At 64.7% G+C, this 19111-nt stretch carries 19 protein-coding genes; 6 read left to right on the top strand and 13 right to left on the bottom strand.

What is annotated here, in order from left to right:
• Positions 1-66: 66 nt before the first annotated feature.
• Positions 67-954 (bottom strand): LysR family transcriptional regulator, encoded by an 888-nt coding sequence (locus CAG41_RS17630; RefSeq protein ID WP_085577771.1) that lies wholly within the window; start codon positions 952-954, stop codon positions 67-69.
• Between the two features lie 175 nt (positions 955-1129).
• Between CAG41_RS17630 and CAG41_RS17625 the strand changes: the two genes are divergently transcribed.
• Positions 1130-1342 carry a type II toxin-antitoxin system HicA family toxin gene (locus tag CAG41_RS17625; RefSeq protein WP_085577770.1) on the top strand — a complete coding sequence of 71 codons (213 nt, stop codon included), beginning with the start codon at positions 1130-1132 and terminating at the stop codon, positions 1340-1342.
• Entirely contained in the window at positions 1342-1746 is a 405-nt protein-coding gene (locus CAG41_RS17620; protein ID WP_085577769.1) for a type II toxin-antitoxin system HicB family antitoxin, read from the top strand. Before CAG41_RS17625 ends, CAG41_RS17620 begins: the two co-directional genes overlap by 1 nt.
• A 120-nt stretch (positions 1747-1866) precedes the next feature.
• Here the strand turns inward: CAG41_RS17620 and CAG41_RS17615 are convergent, their stop codons facing one another.
• Positions 1867-3054 carry an MFS transporter gene (locus CAG41_RS17615; protein WP_085577768.1) on the bottom strand — a complete coding sequence of 396 codons (1188 nt, stop codon included), beginning with the start codon at positions 3052-3054 and terminating at the stop codon, positions 1867-1869.
• A gap of 241 nt (positions 3055-3295) precedes the next feature.
• Here CAG41_RS17615 and CAG41_RS17610 point away from each other — a divergent pair, with 241 nt between their 5' ends.
• Entirely contained in the window at positions 3296-3916 is a 621-nt protein-coding gene (locus CAG41_RS17610; protein ID WP_085577767.1) for a DUF5666 domain-containing protein, read from the top strand.
• A 53-nt stretch (positions 3917-3969) separates the two neighbouring features.
• On the opposite strand, the gene CAG41_RS17605 is transcribed toward CAG41_RS17610, so the two are convergent.
• The 8 genes from CAG41_RS17605 to gcl all read right to left on the bottom strand — a co-directional run bounded on the left by CAG41_RS17605 (position 3970) and on the right by gcl (position 13570).
• A complete protein-coding gene (locus CAG41_RS17605; protein WP_085577766.1) occupies positions 3970-4968 on the bottom strand; it encodes a sulfate ABC transporter substrate-binding protein in 999 nt (332 codons plus the stop codon).
• Positions 4969-5071: 103 nt separating this feature from the next.
• Entirely contained in the window at positions 5072-5896 is an 825-nt protein-coding gene (locus CAG41_RS17600) for an ion transporter (RefSeq protein WP_085631168.1), read from the bottom strand.
• A 21-nt stretch (positions 5897-5917) separates the two neighbouring features.
• A complete protein-coding gene (locus CAG41_RS17595) occupies positions 5918-6832 on the bottom strand; it encodes an urea transporter (protein ID WP_085707262.1) in 915 nt (304 codons plus the stop codon).
• 145 nt (positions 6833-6977) lie between these two features.
• Positions 6978-8393: a pyruvate kinase gene (gene pyk / locus CAG41_RS17590; protein ID WP_085577763.1), complete on the bottom strand. Its 1416-nt coding sequence runs from the start codon at positions 8391-8393 to the stop codon at positions 6978-6980.
• A complete protein-coding gene (locus tag CAG41_RS17585; protein WP_085577762.1) occupies positions 8383-9663 on the bottom strand; it encodes a glycerate kinase in 1281 nt (426 codons plus the stop codon). Before CAG41_RS17585 ends, pyk begins: the two co-directional genes overlap by 11 nt.
• Before the next feature lie 148 nt (positions 9664-9811).
• A complete protein-coding gene (locus CAG41_RS17580) occupies positions 9812-10705 on the bottom strand; it encodes a 2-hydroxy-3-oxopropionate reductase (RefSeq protein ID WP_085640250.1) in 894 nt (297 codons plus the stop codon).
• 168 nt (positions 10706-10873) lie between these two features.
• On the bottom strand, positions 10874-11656 hold the full coding sequence (hyi, locus tag CAG41_RS17575) for a hydroxypyruvate isomerase (protein WP_085631172.1): 783 nt from the start codon (positions 11654-11656) through the stop codon (positions 10874-10876).
• A 138-nt stretch (positions 11657-11794) separates the two neighbouring features.
• Positions 11795-13570: a glyoxylate carboligase gene (gcl, locus tag CAG41_RS17570; RefSeq protein WP_085577759.1), complete on the bottom strand. Its 1776-nt coding sequence runs from the start codon at positions 13568-13570 to the stop codon at positions 11795-11797.
• A gap of 268 nt (positions 13571-13838) precedes the next feature.
• Between gcl and CAG41_RS17565 the strand changes: the two genes are divergently transcribed.
• Positions 13839-14279 carry a heme-binding protein gene (locus CAG41_RS17565; RefSeq protein ID WP_085577758.1) on the top strand — a complete coding sequence of 147 codons (441 nt, stop codon included), beginning with the start codon at positions 13839-13841 and terminating at the stop codon, positions 14277-14279.
• Positions 14280-14488: 209 nt separating this feature from the next.
• Positions 14489-14947, top strand: coding sequence for a transposase (locus CAG41_RS17560; protein WP_085577757.1), 459 nt, complete (start codon positions 14489-14491; stop codon positions 14945-14947).
• Positions 14948-15074: 127 nt separating this feature from the next.
• On the opposite strand, the gene CAG41_RS17555 is transcribed toward CAG41_RS17560, so the two are convergent.
• The gene (locus tag CAG41_RS17555) at positions 15075-15680 is read right to left on the bottom strand and encodes a TetR/AcrR family transcriptional regulator (protein WP_085577756.1); all 606 of its coding nucleotides are present in this window, start codon (positions 15678-15680) and stop codon (positions 15075-15077) included.
• 133 nt (positions 15681-15813) lie between these two features.
• Between CAG41_RS17555 and CAG41_RS17550 the strand changes: the two genes are divergently transcribed.
• Positions 15814-16728: a DUF808 domain-containing protein gene (locus CAG41_RS17550; RefSeq protein WP_085707261.1), complete on the top strand. Its 915-nt coding sequence runs from the start codon at positions 15814-15816 to the stop codon at positions 16726-16728.
• 167 nt (positions 16729-16895) lie between these two features.
• Here CAG41_RS17550 and CAG41_RS17545 read toward each other — a convergent pair whose 3' ends face one another.
• Positions 16896-17684: a VacJ family lipoprotein gene (locus CAG41_RS17545; RefSeq protein ID WP_085577754.1), complete on the bottom strand. Its 789-nt coding sequence runs from the start codon at positions 17682-17684 to the stop codon at positions 16896-16898.
• Positions 17677-18975, bottom strand: a complete 1299-nt coding sequence (locus tag CAG41_RS17540; protein ID WP_085577753.1) for a serine/threonine protein kinase — start codon at positions 18973-18975, stop codon at positions 17677-17679. The genes CAG41_RS17545 and CAG41_RS17540 overlap by 8 nt, the downstream gene beginning before the upstream one ends.
• Positions 18976-19111 lie beyond the last annotated feature (136 nt).

Here is a 19111-nt window from a genome sequence, read left to right as displayed (position 1 = left end):
TGGGAGATGGATGCCGGAACGTTATTCGAATTAATCGAAAATCGCAATAAACGAAACGTGAAGGTTTCAGCCCTCCGCCGTCAGCGTTTTCTGCACATGGTCAACGAATGCCCGCGCCTTGGCGCTGGCCATTCGGCCTGTCGGGAAGACCGCCCAGAGATCCTGGGGCGGCAGCGTCCAGTCCTGCAGGACCTCCACCACCGCGCCGCTGGCCAGTTCCGGCTCGAACATCCACCAGGAGGCGACGCTCAAGCCCTGATCGGCGAGGACGGCCGCGCGCAAGCCTTCGGCGGCGCTGACCCGCAGGCGTCCGCTCAGGGTGGCAGTCTGCTCTTCGCTGCCCTTTGAAAACGTCCAGGTCGCGCCGCCGCTGCGGTTGTACACGGTGGCCTGGTGCTGCGACAGATCGGCGGGGCAAGTGGGGATGCCGTGTCGGGCAAAGTAGGTCGGGGTTCCCAGCACGACCCGGCGGCAGGAGGCGATCCTGCGTGCCGTCAGGCCGGAGTCGACGAGGTTGCCCATGCGCAGGGCGACGTCGATGCCTTCTTCCATGAGGTTGATGTTGCGGTCGTCCAGCATCAGGTCGACGCTCAACTGCGGGTGCTGGTCGAGAAACATCCCCAGGCGCGGCACCACGTTCATCCGGCCGAACGTCACGGCGGCGCTGACCCGCAGGTTGCCGCTCAGGCCGCTGGCGCTGCCCCGGGCGGCGTTGTCGGCTTCGTCGGCCTCTTCCAGGGTGCGCTTGGCCCGCTCGAAATACGCCAATCCGGCCTCGGTGGGCGTCAGGCCCCGGGTCGAGCGCAGCAGCAGGCGCACGGCAAGCCGCGCCTCAAGCTGGGCGATGGTTTTCGACACGGCGGGCTGGCCGATGTCCAGGCGCCTGGCCGCCGCGGAAAACGACCCGGTTTCCACGACGCAGACGAAGGTTTCCATGGCGGCGAGACGGTCCATCCGATTTTCCCTGCAGGATCGGTATTGATAGGTCGGCAGAAGGTGCCGAGTGTAATCCGGCGTGGCCGCTTGATCACATGTTGCAAAACAACCGAGCGTCGTGGCGGCCAATCCTGTGCTTGAGTAAACATAACTCTGGAGTTATTTTTTATGGGCCGAGCCAAGGAGGCGGTAGGTGCAGAGCAGGCTATTGATCAAGGAGCTGGAGGACGCAGGGTGGGTACTGGATCGTGTCACCGGCAGTCATCACATTTTTACTCATCGCTACAGTCCGTACTCGATTCCCGTCCCGCATCCGAAGAAGGATTTGCCGCTTGGGACGGTCAAGAGCATCAGGCGGCGTGCGGGGCTGTTGAACCCGTCAGCCGGTCAAACAGGAGATCCGTAATGCAATACCCGATCTGCATCGAATGGGGCGACGAAAACACGGCCATCGGCATTCAGATCCCGGATATCCCGGGTGCGGTCACGGCCGGGGACACGTTCGAGGATGCCTACAAGGCGGCTGTTGAGGTTGCGCATCTCATGCTGCAGGAAATGGCGACGGGCGGAGAGTCTGTTCCCATGCCGACCTCGGCGGCCGCCCACCGCAGCAACCCGGAGTTCGCGGGAATGGGCTGGGGCATGCTGGAACTGGATGTTTCGCCTTACATGGGCAAGACCGAAAAGGTCAACGTGACGCTGCCCGGTTATGTGATCCAGCGAATCGACCGGTATGTGCGCGAGCACAACATCAAGAGCCGTTCTTCGTTTCTGGCGGATGCGGCCATGGAGAAGCTGGTTCGCTATTGACTGCCCGGCTGTGCCCTGACTCTAGCCATCGTCAGCAGGCTGGCTCTCGCCCAGGATTCGTTCGTTGCGCAAATTCTGGGTGGGAGCCGCGATACGGCTTCCTCGCGAAGCGCCTGGCGCTTACGCCGTCGCCAACGCCGGCCTCTTCGCCACACTCAGGAACCGCACCAGCGCCAGCAGCGGAAACGCGCTGCCCACGATCACGATCCACAGCCAGCCGCCATGCTCGTACACCGTGCTGGCCACCGACGAGCCGAAGGCGCCGCCGATGAAGATGCTGGTCATGTACAGCGCGTTGAGGCGGCCGCGGCTTTTGGCGTCCAGGGTGTACACCGCGCGCTGGCCGAGCACCATGTTCATCTGCACGCAGAAGTCGAGCACCACGCCGGTGACCGCCAGGCCGATCACGCTGTAGGCCGGGTGGATGAAGGCCGGCAGGAAGCTCAAGGCGGCGAACAGCATGGCCAGCAGCGAGGCGATGCGGGTGTGGCCGGCGTCGGCCAGGCGGCCGCTGATGGGGGCGGCGACGGCGCCGATGGCCCCGACCAGGGCGAAGATCGCGATCTGGCTCTGGGACAGGCCATGATTGCGCGCAAGCTCCAGCGGCACGGCGGTCCAGAACAGGCTGAAGGCGGCGAACATGCAGCCTTGGTAGAACGCACGCTGGCGCAGCACCGGTTGCTGGCGCAGCAGCGTCCACAGCGAGCCGATCAACTGGCCGTAGGAGGCGCTGTGATCCGGCTGGCGCTTGGGCACGGTGAGGGCGAGGACGACGCTGATCGCCGCCATCAGCGCCGCGGCGATCATGAACATCGCGCGCCAGCCGAAGTGGTCGGCCACCACGCTCGACACGGGACGCGCCAGCAGGATGCCCAGCAGCAGGCCGCCCATGATTCCGCCGACGACCCGGCCACGGGATTCCTCCGGCGTCAGGTGCGCGGCCAGCGGGATGAGGATCTGCACCGACACCGAGCTGAAGCCCACCAGCAGCGAAACCAGCAAAAACACGTTGGGCTGCTCGGTGAACGCCGCGCCGAGCAGACTGGCGATGGCCACCACGGTGGTGGCGATCATCAAGCGGCGGTTCTCCAACAGGTCGCCCAGCGGCACCAGGAAGAACAGGCCCAGCGCGTAACCGATCTGGGTCAGCGAGACGATGAAGCTGGCCAGGGTGTCGGTCAGGCCGATGTCCGGTGCGATCAGGCCGATGATCGGCTGGGCGTAGTAGATGTTGGCAACGATGGCGCCGCAGCAGAAAGCGAACAGCAGCACCATGCCTCGGGTCATTGCGTGAGTTGTGGCGGTCATGGGGTTCTCAGGTCCGGCAAATGGGAATGCGGTGAGGCTAAGGGACGCGGCGGGCCGGCGGTAGCGGGCCTGGATCGATATCAGTTATTCCGTTGCGGAATAGGTGGCGTCCCTGGGGATGTCGTCCATCGGCGAACCTTGCGTCCGACCGTTGAGGGCTGATGATACATTCACTTACATCTTGTTCGATAGCATGCTTATGTTGTCGGTGGGTTTTCGAGTTCATGAAGGGAGGATCGCGATGTTTCGACAGTGGATTCGCTGCGGCGCAGCCCTGGCCTTGATCGGCCTGTTCGGTGCCGGCGGCGCGCAGGCCGGCGAGGCGCCGGGCATGCGCATGGGTGTGCGCGGCGAGATCGCCGCCGTCAGCCCCGACACGCTGAGGGTGCACGTCAACAGCGGCGAGAACGTGGTGATCCAGTTGACCAAGGACACCCGGATCCGCGCCGTGACCCTGGCCAACATCGAGGACATCAAGCCCGGCAGCTACATCGGCTCGGCGGCCATTCCCCAGGAAGACGGCACGCTCAAGGCGCTGGAGGTGCATGTGTTTCCGCCGGAGTTGGCCGGCAGCGGCGACGGCCACCGGCCGTTCGACCTGGCCAAGGGCAGCAGCATGACCAACGGCAGCGTCGGCGACCTGGTGGTGAGCAACGGCCGGGTGCTGACCGTCAACTACAAGGGCGGCCAGCAGAAGATTCTGGTGCCGGAGGACGTGCCCATCGTCAACCTGCTGCCGGGCGACCGCAGCCTGCTCAAGGTCGGGGTGAAGATCGTCACCTTCGTGACCCAGAGCGCCGACGGCACGCTGACGGCGCAGTCGATCTCGGCGGGCAAGGACGGCGTGACCCCGCCGATGTGATCTCCAATGAAAAAGGCGACCGTTTGGTCGCCTTTTTCATTGCCGTCGGGGGCTTATTTGTTGGTGTAGATCTGATCGAAGATCCCGCCGTCGTTGAAGTGGGTCTTCTGCACGGTGCGCCAGTCGCCGAAGGTCTTCTCCACCGACAGGAAGTCGACTTTCGGGAAGCGGTCGGTGTACTTGGCCAGCACCGCCGGATCACGCGGACGCAGGTAGTTGGCGGCGGCGATCTCTTGGCCTTCCGGCGACCACAGGTACTTGAGGTAAGCCTCGGCGGCGGCGCGGGAGCCTTTCTTCTCGACCACCTTGTCGACCACCGACACCGGCGGCTCGGCTTCGGCGGAGACGCTCGGGTAGATGACCTCGAACTGGTCGCGGCCGAACTCGCGGGCGATCATTTCCGCCTCGTTCTCGAAGGTCACCAGCACGTCGCCGATCTGGTTGGTCATGAACGTGGTGGTGGCGGCGCGGCCGCCGGTGTCCAGCACGGGGGCCTGCTTGAACAGCTTGCCGACGAAGTCCTTGGCCTTGTTCTCGTCGCCGCCGTTCTTGAGCACATAACCCCAGGCCGAGAGGTAGGTGTAGCGACCGTTGCCCGAGGTCTTCGGGTTGGGCACGATCACCTGCACGCCGTCCTTGAGCAGGTCCGGCCAGTCTTTCAAGGCCTTCGGGTTGCCTTTGCGCACGATGAACACTGTGGCGGAGGTGAACGGCGCGCTGTTGTTCGGCAGGCGCGCGACCCAATCGTTCGGCACCAGTTTGCCGTTGTCCGCCAGGGCGTTGATGTCGGTGGCCATGTTCATGGTGATGACGTCGGCCGGCAGGCCGTCGATGACCGAGCGCGCCTGTTTGCTCGAACCGCCGAACGACATCTGCACGGTGATGTTTTCGTTGTGCTCGGCCTGCCAGTGCTTCTGGAACGCGGTGTTGTAGTCCTTGTAGAAATCGCGCATCACGTCGTAGGAAACGTTCAGCAGGGTCGGTGCGGCCTGGGCGGCGCCAGTGAAGGCGAGGGCGGCGGCGAGAAGTGAGGCGCCAAAGAGTTTTTTCACTGCGCATTCCTTGTTCTGGGGTGTGTTCCGGCCGGGGGCGGGCCATTTGCCAGCGACTATAGCGGCCTGCGCATAGTCGCTTAAAGATTAAAAAGCTCTTTGCTTATTCCATTTTCTTGTACAACGCATTGCCGCAGCGGGAACAGAACGACGCTTCCTGTTCATGGTTGTCCTTGGCGCAGACCGGGCAGGCGTGACGCTTTTGCCCGCCGCGCATGGCGGTGGCCAGTTCCGCCGTGAAGATCCCGGTGGGCACGGCGATGATCGAGTAACCGGTGATCATCACCATCGACGAGATCACCTGGCCCAACGGGGTCTTGGGCACGATGTCGCCGTAACCCACGGTGGTCAGGGTCACGATAGCCCAATAGATGCTCTTGGGAATGCTGGTGAAGCCGCGCTCGGGGCCTTCGACCACATACATCAGGGTGCCGAACACGGTGACCAGGGTGCAGACCGTGAGCAGGAACACCAGAATCTTCTGCTTGCTGCCGCGCAGGGCGTCGAGCAGGTAATGCGCCTGACTCAGGTAATTGCCCAGCTTGAGCACGCGGAAGATGCGCAGCATCCGGATCACCCGGATGATCAGCAGGTACTGTGCATCGGCGTAATACAGCGCGAGGATGCCGGGCACGATCGCCAGCAGGTCCACCAGCCCGTAGAAGCTGAAGGCGTAGCGCAAGGGCCTGGGCGAGCAGTACAGGCGCAGCAGGTACTCGCCCAGGAAGATGACCGTGAAGCCCCACTCGATGTACGCAAGCAAGCTGGCGTAGTTCTGGTGGACGTCGTCGATGCTGTCCAGGATCACCACCACCAGGCTGGCGAGGATGATCAGGAGCAGGGTCTTGTCGAAACGGCGGCCGGCCACCGTGTCGGTCTGGAAAATGATCACGTAGAGGCGGTCGCGCCACGTGGCGTTGCTGTTCATTCAATGCGCTCGGGGAAAAGATCAGCGCAGCCTAGGTTGATTCTCCCCGTGAGCGCAAGGCGCGGCGTTCGCTTCGGTCGCACCGGTCAGGCGGGTGCCGGTGCGCAGCAGCCAGCAGGCGAGGATGAACGGCGCCGTGAGCGGCGCCAGCCCCAGCGCGCCGAACAGCGGCGGCGTCAGCAAGGCCAGGCCGATGCCCGACAGCGGCAGCCACGGTTGCCGGCGCTGGGCGCTGAAGGCGAGGGCGGCCAGCACGGCGTTGTAGCCGCCCAGGCCGAGCAGGGCGGTCTGGCTGTCGTGCTGCAGCAGGCTGGCGCCCAGGCCGATGGCCGACGCCAGCAGGGCCCAACCGAACGCACGGCGGTCGGCGAGCAACAGGCCGGCGGCGATCAAGGCGCCGGCCAGCGGATGGTCGAGGAACATCACCTGGCCGAAGCCGTTGAGCGCCGCGCCGGTCAGGTTGACGGCGTTCGTTTCGGGGGCGGGCGCAGGCGTCGCAGGTTCGGCGAAGGTCAAGGCGATCCAGCCCAGCATCACGAACGGTGCGGTGTAGGCGGGCAGGCATTGCTTGAGGCTCACGCGCTTGAGCCACTGCTGGGTGATCATCGCGCTCAGTCCGCCGGCCGCCAGGATCAGCGGCGGCAACATCGGCGACCAGGGAAAGTACAGGCTCAGCAGCAGGCCGATGAGCACGCCGTTGTAGCTGAACAGGCCGGCCTGGCGATCCGCCTTGGCGTAGTTGCGGCGCTGGGCGGTGAGCAGGCCGGCGACGGCGCCGAGCAGGGCGCCGGCGAACAGCACCGGCGCGGTCAGCAGGATCGCCAGGAGGCACAGCAACCCGCAGAGCGGATGGCGCTGGAGGAAGATCTGGCTGAAGCCGTTGAGCAAGGCCTCGGCCCAGTCGGGGCAGTGGGTGTTGAAATGGTTGGCAGGCATGGCAGTTCTGAAAGTCAGTGAAACCGGGTCGTCCTTGTTGCCGGCAGGCTGGCTCCCACACTGAATCTCTGTTCATTGTCGGTTCTGTGGGCGACACAAAACCGATGTGGGAGCGGGCCTGCCCGCGAAGAGGCCGGTGCAGTCGCTAGATCAACGTCTCGATCCGCAACGAGTTAGTCGATCCCGGTTGGCCAAACGGCACACCGGCGGTGATCAGCAGCGTATCGCCCCGTTCGGCCATGCCTTGAGCCTGGGCGATCTCCAGGGCGGTGGAGCAGACCTCGTCGACCTGGCGCAGCCGGTCGTTGACCACCGAATGGATGCCCCACGCGACGCTCAGGCGCCGGGCGGTCTGCAGGTTCGGCGTCAGGTTGAGGATCGGCGCCTTCGGCCGTTCCCGTGCCGCACGCAGGCTGGAGGCGCCGGATTCGCTGTAGTTGACCAGCACCGCCACCGGCAGCACGTTGCTGATGCGGCGGATGGCGCAACTGATCGCGTCGGACACGGTGGCCTCGGCCTTCGGCCGGCTGACGTCGAGCTGGGTCTGGTAGTCCGGACCGTTCTCCACCTGGCGGATGATCTTGCTCATCATCTGCACGGCTTCGAGCGGGTATTCGCCGGAGGCGGTCTCCGCCGACAGCATCACCGCATCGGCGCCTTCGGCCACGGCGTTGGCCACGTCGGTGACTTCGGCGCGGGTCGGCGCCGGCGAGAAACGCATCGATTCGAGCATCTGCGTGGCCACCACCACCGGTTTGCCGAGCTGGCGGCAGGTGCCGATGATGTTCTTCTGGATCTGCGGCACGCTCTCGGCCGGCACTTCCACGCCCAGGTCGCCGCGGGCCACCATGATCGCGTCGCTCAGCTCGGCGATTTCCCGCAGTTGCTGCACCGCCGAGGGTTTTTCGATCTTCGCCATCAGGAACGCCTTGTCGCCGATCAGCGCCCGGGCTTCGCGGATGTCTTCGGGGCGCTGTACGAACGACAGCGCCACCCAGTCCACGCCCAGTTCCAGGCCGAAGCTCAGGTCGCGGCGGTCCTTGGCCGTCAGCGGGCTGAGGTCGAGCACTGCCTGCGGCACGTTCACCCCTTTGCGGTCCGACAGCTCGCCGCCGTTGAGCACGGTGGTGTCGATGGCGTCGGAGTACTTGGTCACCACGCGCAGGCGCAGCTTGCCGTCATCGAGCAGCAGATCCATGCCCGCTTCCAGCGCGGCGATGATCTCCGGATGGGGCAGGTTGACCCGGCGCTGGTCGCCCGGGGTGGCGTCCAGATCCAACCGGAACGCCTGGCCGCGGTGCAGCTGCACCTTGCCCTCGGCGAACTTGCCGACCCGCAGCTTCGGGCCTTGCAGATCCATCAGGATGCCCAGCGGGTAGTTGAGCTGGCGCTCGACCTCGCGGATCCACTGGTAGCGCTTGGCGTGGTCGGCGTGGTCGCCGTGGCTGAAGTTGAGGCGGAAGATGTTGACGCCGGCCTCCACCAATTCGCGGATGTCGTCGATGCCGTCGACGGCAGGGCCCAGGGTGGCGAGGATTTTGACTTTTTTGTCAGGCGTCATGTTTAGGGCTCTCGAGGATCAGGATGGCGCGGAAGTCGTTGACGTTGGTGCGGGTCGGTTCGGTGACGATCAGCGCATCGAGCGCCTCGAAGTAGCCGTAGCCGTTGTTGTCGTCCAGCTCGTCGCTGGCGCTCAGGCCCAGGGCCGCGGCGCGGGCGTAGCTGTCCGGGGTCATGAGGGCGCCGGCGTTGTCTTCCGAACCGTCGATGCCGTCGGTGTCGCCGGCCAGCGCGTAGACGCCGGGCTGGCCCTTGAGGCTGTCGGTCAGGCTCAGCAGGAACTCGGCGTTGCGCCCGCCGCGGCCGTTGCCGCGCACGGTGACGGTGGTCTCGCCGCCGGAGAGGATCACGCAAGGCGCCGCCAGCGGCTGGCCGTGCTGGATGATCTGGCGGGCGATGCCGGCGTGGACCTTCGCCACCTCGCGGGACTCGCCTTCCAGGTCGCCGAGGATCAGCGGGCTGAAGCCGGCCTGCCGGCATTTCACCGCCGCCGCTTCCAGCGACTGCTGCGGGCGGGCGATCAGTCGGAAATGGCTGCGGGCCAGGCTCGGGTCGCCGGGTTTGACCGTTTCCGACTCGGGGCTCTGCAGCCAGGTGCGCACCGAGGCCGGCACTTCGATGCCGTAGCGCTTGAGGATGGCCAGGGCTTCGGCGGACGTGCTCGGGTCGGCCACGGTGGGGCCGGAGGCGATCACGGTGGCGAGGTCGCCGGGCACGTCGGAAATCGCATAGGTGTAGACGGTGGCCGGCCAGCAAGCCTTGCCGAGGCGGCCGCCCTTGATCGCCGAGAGGTGCTTGCGCACGCAGTTCATCTCGCCGATGGTGGCGCCGGACTTGAGCAAGGCCTTGTTGATCGACTGCTTGTCGGCCAGGGTAATGCCTTCGGCGGGCAGGGCGAGCAGCGCGGAGCCGCCGCCGGACAGCAGGAAGATCACCCGGTCGGCTTCGGTCAGGTCGCTGACCAGGGCCAGCACGCGCTGGGCCACGGCCAGGCCGGCGGCGTCCGGCACCGGGTGCGCGGCTTCGACCACCTCGATTTTTTCGCACGGGGCGCCGTGGCCGTAGCGGGTCACCACCAGGCCCGAGACCTCGCCCTGCCAGCAGCGCTCGACCACCTGGGCCATGGCGGCCGCAGCCTTGCCGGCGCCGATGACGATCACGCGGCCGGTGCGGTCGGCGGGCAGGTGCGCTTCGAGTACGTGTTGCGGATGGGCCGCGTCGATGGCTGTGGCAAACAGCTCGCGCAGCAGTTGTTGCGGATCGACCGACATGACGGGCTCCCGGAATTCTTGTTATTGGACAGAGCGACGCGCATCCCTGTGGGAGCTGGCTTGCCGGCGATTCAGGCGCAGCGGTCGGTCAGACACACCGCGCCGACTCCATCGCCAGCAGGCTGGCTCCCACCGGTTCAGGCAGGGATCACTGCTTGTCGCGGATCGAGAAGTTGGCCATGTGCTCCAGGCCCTTGATCAGCGCCGAATGATCCCAGTTGCTGCCGCCGATGGCCGCGCAGGTGCTGAACACTTGCTGGGCGTTGGCGGTGTTCGGCAGGTTGATCGACAGCTCCTTGGCGCCTTGCAGGGCCAGGTTCAGGTCCTTCTGGTGCAGGCTGATGCGGAAGCCCGGGTCGAAGGTGCCCTTGATCATGCGCTCGCCGTGGACTTCGAGGATCTTGGAGGAGGCGAAGCCGCCCATCAGCGCTTCGCGCACCTTGGCCGGGTCGGCGCCGTTCTTGGAGGCGAACAGCAAGGCTTCGGCCACGGCCTGGATGTTCAGGGCCACGATGATCTGGTTGGCGACCTTGGCGGTCTGGCCGTCGCCGTTGCCGCCGACCAAGGTGATGTTCTTGCCCATGGCCTGGAACAGCGGCAGCGCGCGCTCGAACGCATCGGTCTCGCCGCCGACCATGATGCTCAGGGTCGCGGCCTTGGCGCCGACCTCACCGCCGGACACCGGTGCGTCGAGGTACTGCGCGCCTTTCTCGTTGACCTTGGCGGCGAAGGCCTTGGTGGCGGTCGGCGAGATCGAGCTCATGTCGATGACCACCTTGCCTTTGCCGATGCCGGCCGCGACGCCGTCGGCGCGGAAGAGAACGTCTTCGACCTGCGGGGTGTCCGGCACCATGACGATGATGAATTCGGCTTCCTGGGCCACTTCCTTCGGGTTGGCCAGGGCGACGGCGCCGGCGGCCACCAGGTCGGCGGGGGCGGCGTCGTGGTGCGCCGACAGGAACAGGCTGTGACCGGCTTTCTGCAGGTTCGCCGCCATTGGGTGGCCCATGATGCCGGTGCCGATGAATCCGATTTTAGCCATGAGAAAATCCTCTTGTTGTTCTGATGCTGCAAGGCAGCCTTAGGGACGCAGCCGATTCAGTGTGGGAGCTGGCTTGCCAGCGATGGCGGTGGATCAGGCAACCTGTTTGTCGTGTGTGCTGCCGCCATCGCGGGCAAGCCCGCTCCCACAGGGTTTTGTGGGGTTCGCTCAAATAGCGTTGTGGGTCTTGAGCCAGCCCAGGCCCGCTTCCGTGGTGGTCAGCGGCTTGTACTCGCAACCGACCCAGCCCTGGTAGCCGATGCGGTCCAGGTGTTCGAACAGGAAGCGGTAGTTGATCTCGCCGGTGCCTGGCTCGTGACGGCCGGGGTTGTCCGCCAGCTGAACATGGTTGATCTCGTCCAGGTGCGATTGCAGGGTGCGGGCCAGGTCACCTTCCATGATCTGCATGTGGTAGATGTCGTACTGCAGGAACAGGTTCGCGCTGCCGACCTGCTCGCGGACCGACAGGGCCTGCGCGGTGTTGTTCAGGTAGAAGCCGGGAATGTCGCGGGTGTTGATCGCCTCCATCACCAGCTTGATGCCCGCCGCCTGCAGCTTGTCGGCCGCGTACTTGAGGTTGGCGACGAAGGTCTTTTCCACGGTGGCGTCGTCCACGCCCTGCGGACGGATGCCGGCCAGGCAGTTGACCTGGGTGTTGCCCAGCACCTGGGCGTAGGCGATGGCCAGGTCGACCCCGGCGCGGAACTCTTCGACCCGGTCCGGCAGGCACGCGATGCCGCGCTCGCCCTTGGCCCAGTCGCCGGCCGGCAGGTTGAACAGCACTTGGGTCAGACCGTTGGCGTCGAGCTTGGCCTTGATCTCGGCCGAGCTGAAATCATAGGGGAACAGGTATTCGACACCGCTGAAGCCGGCCTTGGCGGCGGCGTCGAAACGGGCGAGGAAATCCTGTTCGGTGAACAGCATGGACAGGTTGGCTGCGAAACGCGGCATGGTGGTCTCCCTTAAGTATGTGCAGGTCCCCTGTGGGAGCCAGCCTGCTGGCGACAGCGATGGCCCGGACAACATCCATGTCGGATGTGCCGGCCTCATCGCGAGCAGGCTCGCTCCTACCGGGAAAGCGGTCAGCCGTTAATCGAGCAGCGAGATCGCCGTCGGTGCGTCGTTGCCGACCAGCGCCAGGTCTTCGAATTCGTTGACGGCGTTGATCTCGGTGCCCATGGAGATGTTGGTCACACGCTCCAGGATGATCTCGACGATCACCGGCACCTTGAACTCTTCGATCAACTGTTCGGCCTGGCGCAGGGCCGGGGCGATGCCGGCCGGTTCGAACACGCGCAGGGCCTTGCAGCCGAGGCCTTCGGCGACCGCGACGTGGTCGACGCCGTAACCGTTGAGCTCCGGCGCGTTCAGGTTATCGAAGGACAGCTGCACGCAATAGTCCATATCGAACCCGCGCTGGGCCTGACGGATCAGCCCCAGGTACGAGTTGTTCACCACGACGTGGATGTAAGGCAGTTTGAACTGAGCGCCGACCGCCAGCTCCTCGATCATGAACTGGAAGTCATAGTCCCCCGACAGGGCCACGACTTTGCGGTTCGGATCGGCCTTCACCACGCCCAGCGCCGCCGGGATGGTCCAGCCCAACGGGCCGGCCTGGCCGCAGTTGATCCAGTGACGCGGCTTGTAGACGTGCAGGAACTGCGCGCCGGCGATCTGCGACAGGCCGATTGTGCTGACGTAGCAGGTGTCTTTGCCGAACACCTGGTTCATTTCTTCGTACACGCGCTGCGGCTTGACCGGCACGTTGTCGAAGTGGGTCTTGCGCTGCAGGCTGGCCTTGCGCTGCTGGCAATCTTGCAGCCAGGCGCTGCGGTTCTTCAGCTTGCCGGCGGCTTGCCACTCGCGGGCGACTTCGATGAACACGGTCAGCGCGCTGGCGGCGTCGGAGACGATGCCCAGGTCCGGGGTGAACACGCGGCCGATCTGGGTCGGTTCGATGTCGACGTGGATGAACTTGCGGCCTTCGGTATAGACGTCCACCGAACCGGTGTGGCGGTTGGCCCAGCGGTTGCCGATGCCCAGCACGGCGTCGGACTTGAGCATCGTGGCGTTGCCGTAGCGGTGCGAGGTCTGCAGGCCGACCATGCCCACCATCAGCGGGTGGTCGTCCGGGATGGTGCCCCAGCCCATCAGGGTCGGGATCACCGGAATGCCGGTCAGCTCGGCGAATTCCACCAGCAGTTCGCTGGCGTCGGCGTTGATGATGCCGCCGCCGGCCACCAGCAACGGACGCTCGGCCTGGTCGAGCAGGGCCAGGGCCTTCTCGGCCTGCACGCGGGTGGCGCTCGGCTTGAGCAGCGGCAGCGGCTGGTAGGCGTCGATGTCGAATTCGATTTCGGCCATCTGCACGTCGAACGGCAGGTCGATCAGCACCGGGCCCGGACGGCCGGAGCGCATTTCGTAGAAGGCCTTCTGGAACGCGTAAGGCACCTGGCCCGGCTCCAGGACCGTGGTCGCCCACTTGGTCACCGGCTTGACGATGCTGGTGATGTCGACGGCCTGGAAATCTTCCTTGTGCAGGCGGGCGCGTGGCGCTTGCCCGGTGATGCAGAGGATCGGGATCGAGTCGGCGGAGGCGCTGTAGAGGCCGGTGACCATGTCGGTGCCGGCGGGGCCGGAGGTGCCGATGCACACGCCGATGTTGCCGGCCTTGGTGCGGGTGTAGCCCTCGGCCATGTGCGAGGCGCCCTCGACGTGGCGGGCGAGGACGTGATCGATGCCGCCGACTTTTTGCAGGGCGGAATACAGCGGGTTGATCGCCGCGCCCGGAATGCCAAAGGCGGTATCGACCCCTTCGCGGCGCATCACCAGAACGGCGGCTTCGATTGCTCTCATTTTGCTCATGGTTTTGTGCCTCTTTACGTTTTGTAATTGTATACAAGTGGCTTTGCGCAGAGTGTATTCACGGCGAGCGATACAGGTCAATCCATTTTCTCAAGCACCCGTTTCATTCGTCGGAAGCCGATTCTGCTGTGGCTTTTCGTCGCATGTGGCGATTTTCGAGAATTATTGTATACAAATAAATTATTCATTGTGTTCTATTTGTGGCATCGGACTGCGGCACAAGCGCGCAGCCCAACGGCTTTCCCAATAACAAAATGAGGACGGCACCATGAGCGCTTTAACCTTGAAAACCGCAGTCAACCTGGTCAACGAAGCCATCGGCGCAGGGCGGGCGATCTCCGCCGCGCCGCTGACGGTCGCGGTGCTCGACGCCGGCGGCCATCTGGTCACCCTGCAGCGTGAGGACGGCGCAAGCCTGCTGCGCCCGGACATCGCCATCGGCAAGGCCTGGGGCGCCATCGCCCTGGGCAAGGGGTCGCGCCTGCTGGCGCTCGACGCCCAGCAGCGCCCGGCGTTCATCGCCGCGCTCAACAGCATGGGCCAGGGCAGCGTGGTACCCGCGCCGGGCGGCGTGCTGATCCGCGATCAGGCGGGGAACGTGCTGGGTGCGATCGGCATCAGCGGCGATCTGTCGGATGTGGACGAGCAGGTGGCGATCAAGGCGGTCGAGGCGCTGGACCTGCGGGCGGATGCGGGGGTGGTGGCTTGATCGGCGGCGTCTGATCGAAAGTCATCGTCGGCAAGCCAACTCCCACAGGTTTTGTGTCGTTCACAAACCTTGCGTCCAACACAGAAAACTGTGGGAGCTGGCTTGCCAGCGATGGCGGCCTCATTGACACATCCAGACAAAAGACGGGCCTGCAAGTCGGGTCGCCAAGATCTAGCCTTCCGAGGAAGCCATCATAAAGGGGCAACGGATTGCCGGATCTTCCAGCTTCACATCGTCTGCGAACGGGCCGCTATGCCGAGCCCAACCGCATCTACCTGCTGACCGCCAACACACTTGACCGCGAGCCGGTTTTTGCCGATTTCGCCTTGGGCAGATTGGTGGTTCAGCAGTTTCGCCGGGCACAAACGATCGGGATTGCGAGCTCTCTGGCTTGGGTCGTCATGCCAGATCACTTTCATTGGCTGGTGGCGCTGGAAAACTGTTCGCTCAGAAGGCTGATGCGGGAAACCAAGTCATTGGCAACCCGGGAGGTGAATCTTTCCAGCGGTAGAAACGGATCACTTTGGCAGCAGGGCTTTCACGACCGGGCGCTGAGGCGGGAGGAAGATTTGGTGAAGGTGGCGCGGTATGTCGTCGCCAACCCATTGCGGGCAAGGTTGGTGGAGAAGCTTGGCGACTATCCGCTGTGGGATGCCGTTTGGGTTTGAGCTGAGACCGGGTTGCCTCTATCGCTGGCAAGCCAGCTCCCACAGGTTTTGTGTCGTTCACAAACCTTGCGTTCAACACAGAAAACTGTGGGAGCTGCTTTGCCAGCAAATCGGTCGCCGCGACCTGTCAGTCCGGCTCGCACCCCTTGAGCACCAGCCGGATGATCGTCTGCGCCGCCGCTTCATAGTCGGCTTCGTCCAGTTTGTCCTTGCCGGTCACGGCGGAGATCTGCCAGTCGAAGTCGGCGTAGGTCTGGGTCGCGGCCCAGATGCTGAACATCAGGTGGTTGGGGTCGACCGGGGCGATCTGGCCGCGGTCGATCCAGGTCTGGATGCAGTCGATGTTGTGCTTGGCCTGGCCGTTGAGCTGTTCGACCAGGTCGGCGCTCAGGTGTGGGGCGCCGTGCATGATTTCGCTGGCGAACACCTTGGAGGCGAAGGGCAGGTCGCGGGAGATGCGGATCTTGGAGCGGATGTAGCCGCTGAGCACTTCGCTGGGCACGCCGTCCGGGTTGAACGGGGTCGAGGCCTGGAGGATCGGCACGATGATGCTTTCGAGCACCTCGCGGTAGAGGTTTTCCTTGGACTTGAAGTAGTAGTAGACGTTGGGCTTGGGCAGTCCCGCCTTGGCGGCGATGTCGCTGGTTTTGGTCGCCGCGAAGCCCTTGTCGGCGAATTCCTCACTGGCGGCACGCAGGATCAGTTCTTTGTTGCGCTCGCGGATTGTGCTCATAAACCCGGTGGTTCCTTGCCTGTTCTGGCGGTTGCGCATGGTAGCACCGGCCTCGCGCGGCGCTCAACAATGCCCCGTGTGGCCTGCGGTCGCGTATGCTGCGCAGCATTATTCACAAAAGGAAACATGATTCATGGCAGGAAGCAGTCTGCTGGTGCTCATCGATGACATCGCCACCGTGCTGGACGATGTGGCGCTGATGAGCAAGATGGCCGCCAAGAAGACCGCCGGGGTGCTCGGCGATGATCTGGCTCTCAATGCCCAGCAAGTCTCCGGCGTGCGGGCCGAGCGGGAAATCCCCGTGGTGTGGGCGGTGGCCAAGGGGTCGTTCGTCAACAAGCTGATCCTGGTGCCGTCGGCCCTGGCGATCAGTGCGTTCGTGCCGTGGCTGGTGACGCCGCTGCTGATGGTCGGCGGCGCGTACCTGTGTTTCGAGGGTTTCGAGAAACTGGCGCACAAGTTCCTGCACAGCGAGGCCGAGGACGAAGCCGGGCACGCGCAGTTGACGGAGGCCGTGGCCAACCCGGCGACTGACCTGGTGGCCTACGAGAAGGACAAGATCAAGGGCGCGATCCGCACCGACTTCATCCTTTCGGCGGAAATCATCGCCATCACCCTCGGCACCGTCGCCGACGCCTCGCTGACCCAGCAGGTGATCGTGATGTCGGGCATCGCCGTGGTCATGACCGTGGGCGTTTACGGCCTGGTGGCCGGCATCGTCAAGCTCGACGACCTGGGCCTGTGGCTGACCCAGAAGCCTGCGCAGATGGCCAAGACCGTCGGCAACGGCATCCTGCGCGCGGCGCCGTACATGATGAAGGGCTTGTCGGTGGTCGGTACGGCGGCGATGTTCCTGGTCGGCGGCGGCATCCTGACCCACGGCGTGCCGGCGGTGCATCACTGGATCGAAAGCGTGGGCGCGGCGGCTGGCGGCGCCGGGTTCGCGGTGCCGCTGCTGTTGAACGGCGCAGCGGGGATCGTCGCGGGCGCGGTGGTGCTGGCGGCGGTCTCGGTGGTGGGCAAGCTCTGGCGGGCGATCAAGGGGTGATCGCATGACCTCTGTGGGGCCGGTCTGCCGGCGATGGCGGTGTGTCAGTCCGGGCCTGGGTGAATGACATGGCCTCATCGCCAGCAGGCTGGCTCCTACAGGGTTGAGTGACATGAAAAAGGGCCATCCGATGCGCGTCGGATGGCCCTTTTTCGTTGCCGCCGAGGTTACTCGGCGATCTGCAGCTTGCGCGATTCGGTGTACACGTAGCGCACCTTCTCGTACTCGAACGGCGAGTTCATCTGGCCGTAGCGGAAGCGGGTCTGGTAGCGCTTGTCGACGGCGCGCAACGCCCAGATTTCCGGGTGGTTTTCGCTGACCTGGGAGACGTTGAGGAAGTTGATCGCCGACTCCGCGCTGAAGTCCACCGCCAGGCCGGCGGTGTCGCGCAGGTTCGACGGGCCGAGGATCGGCAGCACGAAATAGGCGCCGCCCGGTACGCCGTAGAAGCCCAGGGTCTGGCCGAAGTCTTCGCTCTGGCGCTGCAGGCCCATGGCGGTGGCCGGATCCCACAGGCCGGCGATGCCGATGGTGGTGTTGAGCAGCAGGCGGGCGGTGATCTCCATCGAGCGCTTGCCCTTGAACTGCAGCAGGCTGTTCATCAGGTTCGGCACATCGCCCAGGTTGTTGAAGAAGTTGCTGACGCCGGTGCGCACGAAACCCGGCGTGATGTAGCGGTAACCGTCGACCACCGGCAGGAACACCCATTGGTCGAAACGGTAGTTGAAGTGGTAGACCCGGCGGTTCCATTCCTCCAGCGGGTCGTAGACGTTCAGCGCGCTGAGCGTCGAGCGCTCGAACTCGCGCTGATCCAGGCCGGGGTTGAACTTGAGTTTCGACAGCGGCTCCTTGAAGCCGTCGCTGTCGACCACCACCGGTGCGTTGGCCTTGCTGTTGTCGGCCTGGGCCATGCCTGCGCAGAGGAGCGCTGCGGTCAGCAGAAGATATTTAGCCACGGAAGAACTCCAGCATGGCGTCGCTGTTGACGCGGTAGTTAAGGTTGCCGCAATGGCCGCCCAGCGGGTAAACGGTCAGGCGGTCGCCGAAGGTCCTGCGCAGGAACCCGAGGTCGCCGGGGCCGAGGATCACGTCGTCGGCGTTGTGCATCACGGCGATTTTCGGGCTGTCGTGCAGGTAGTCCTTGAGCGCGTAGAGGCTGACCTGGTCGATCAGCTGCAGCACGCTGCCGCCGTCGGTGCGGGCGCGCCACATCGGGATCACCTGTTCGGTGATGTAGCAGTCGAAGTCGCATTGCAGCGCACGCTTAAGGAACGGCGTCAGGCTGGTGCCCTCGGTGATGGGGAACTTCGGCGGGGTGATCAGGCCGCGACGGTTGATCAGGTCGGAGGTGAACGCGATGTCCGCCGCCGAGAAGCGGAACGAGGTGCCGATCAGCATCGCCATCTGCTCGTTGCTCAGGTGCTGCTTGGACTGCTGGAAGTCGTAGAGCAGGGCATCGTTGAGGTCGATGTAGCCCTTCTGCTGGAAGTAGCGGGTCAGCTTGCCCAGCACCAGCTCATAGAAGGTGGTGCTGTTGTTGATGCCCTTGACCTCGGTCTGCACCAGTTTGTCGAGGTTGGTCACCGAGGTGTAGAGGTTGACCGGCGGGTTGAGCAGCAGGACCTTCTTGAAATTGAAGCTGCGCCGGGTCTCGTCCAGGTGGGCGACGAAGGCCGCGTCCAGCGCACCGAGGCTGTAGCCGCTCAGGAAGTAGTCGGTGACCGGCACTTTCGGGTTCTGCGCCCGCACGGCCTGCATCACCCGGTACATGTCCTCGGCGTCTTCCTTGGTCACGCCGGGCGTGGCGAAGCGCGAGGCGGCGCTCATGAAGTCGAAGCTGGTCGGCGACGACAGCTGCACCACGTGGTAGCCGGCCTTGTAGTAGAGCTTCTTGAGGTACTCGTTGAGGGTGCTGTCGTAGCGCGCGCCGGTGCCGGCGATCAGGAAGATCAGCGGGGCGGCCTTGTCCTGGGTGGCGATGCGGTAGGTGAGTTTCTTCACCGGCCAGAAGTTGTCCGGCAGGATGAATTCGCGTTCGGGGCGCAGGGTGACGCTGCGGTCGGACTGGCGGATGTCGTCGTCCGACGGCAGGTCCGGGCGCAGATCCGGCGGGGTGGTGGCGATGGTCGCTTCGAACGGGTTGGTCAAGGGGTAGCCATAGCTGGCGGCGTCGATTTCCGCCGCCGGCGCGGACGCACTCAGGATAAGGCCGCCTAACAGGGCGGCGAAGCGCAAGGAACGGAGCATGACTGGATCCCTTAAAAGGAAGGTGCCGAAAGAGGTTCGCAGGCTATGACCACTGGATTTGCGTCAAAGTGCCACGCTGTGCGACCCAGCGGACGGAATTCGGGGTAATGGTAGCCGGACGATACACGCGGGGCGG

The organism is Pseudomonas sp. B35(2017) (assembly GCF_002113645.1).
Lineage (GTDB): Bacteria > Pseudomonadota > Gammaproteobacteria > Pseudomonadales > Pseudomonadaceae > Aquipseudomonas > Aquipseudomonas ekonensis.
Note: the sequence above shows the minus strand (reverse complement) of the source record. Positions and strands in the feature narration are given on the sequence as shown.

Excerpts from the sequence above, each read along its gene's own strand:
- CAG41_RS17630 (WP_085577771.1), bottom strand. The coding sequence starts at position 954 with ATGGACCGTCTCGCCGCCATGGAAACCTTCGTCTGCGTCGTGGAAACC.
- CAG41_RS17615 (WP_085577768.1), bottom strand. The coding sequence starts at position 3,054 with ATGACCGCCACAACTCACGCAATGACCCGAGGCATGGTGCTGCTGTTC.
- pyk (WP_085577763.1), bottom strand. The coding sequence starts at position 8,393 with ATGACGCCTGACAAAAAAGTCAAAATCCTCGCCACCCTGGGCCCTGCC.
- CAG41_RS17610 (WP_085577767.1), top strand. The coding sequence starts at position 3,296 with ATGTTTCGACAGTGGATTCGCTGCGGCGCAGCCCTGGCCTTGATCGGC.
- CAG41_RS17565 (WP_085577758.1), top strand. The coding sequence starts at position 13,839 with ATGAGCGCTTTAACCTTGAAAACCGCAGTCAACCTGGTCAACGAAGCC.
- CAG41_RS17595 (WP_085707262.1), bottom strand. The coding sequence starts at position 6,832 with ATGCCTGCCAACCATTTCAACACCCACTGCCCCGACTGGGCCGAGGCC.
- CAG41_RS17555 (WP_085577756.1), bottom strand. The coding sequence starts at position 15,680 with ATGAGCACAATCCGCGAGCGCAACAAAGAACTGATCCTGCGTGCCGCC.
- CAG41_RS17600 (WP_085631168.1), bottom strand. The coding sequence starts at position 5,896 with ATGAACAGCAACGCCACGTGGCGCGACCGCCTCTACGTGATCATTTTC.
- CAG41_RS17580 (WP_085640250.1), bottom strand. The coding sequence starts at position 10,705 with ATGGCTAAAATCGGATTCATCGGCACCGGCATCATGGGCCACCCAATG.
- CAG41_RS17620 (WP_085577769.1), top strand. The coding sequence starts at position 1,342 with ATGCAATACCCGATCTGCATCGAATGGGGCGACGAAAACACGGCCATC.
- gcl (WP_085577759.1), bottom strand. The coding sequence starts at position 13,570 with ATGAGCAAAATGAGAGCAATCGAAGCCGCCGTTCTGGTGATGCGCCGC.
- CAG41_RS17550 (WP_085707261.1), top strand. The coding sequence starts at position 15,814 with ATGGCAGGAAGCAGTCTGCTGGTGCTCATCGATGACATCGCCACCGTG.
- CAG41_RS17540 (WP_085577753.1), bottom strand. The coding sequence starts at position 18,975 with ATGCTCCGTTCCTTGCGCTTCGCCGCCCTGTTAGGCGGCCTTATCCTG.
- hyi (WP_085631172.1), bottom strand. The coding sequence starts at position 11,656 with ATGCCGCGTTTCGCAGCCAACCTGTCCATGCTGTTCACCGAACAGGAT.
- CAG41_RS17585 (WP_085577762.1), bottom strand. The coding sequence starts at position 9,663 with ATGTCGGTCGATCCGCAACAACTGCTGCGCGAGCTGTTTGCCACAGCC.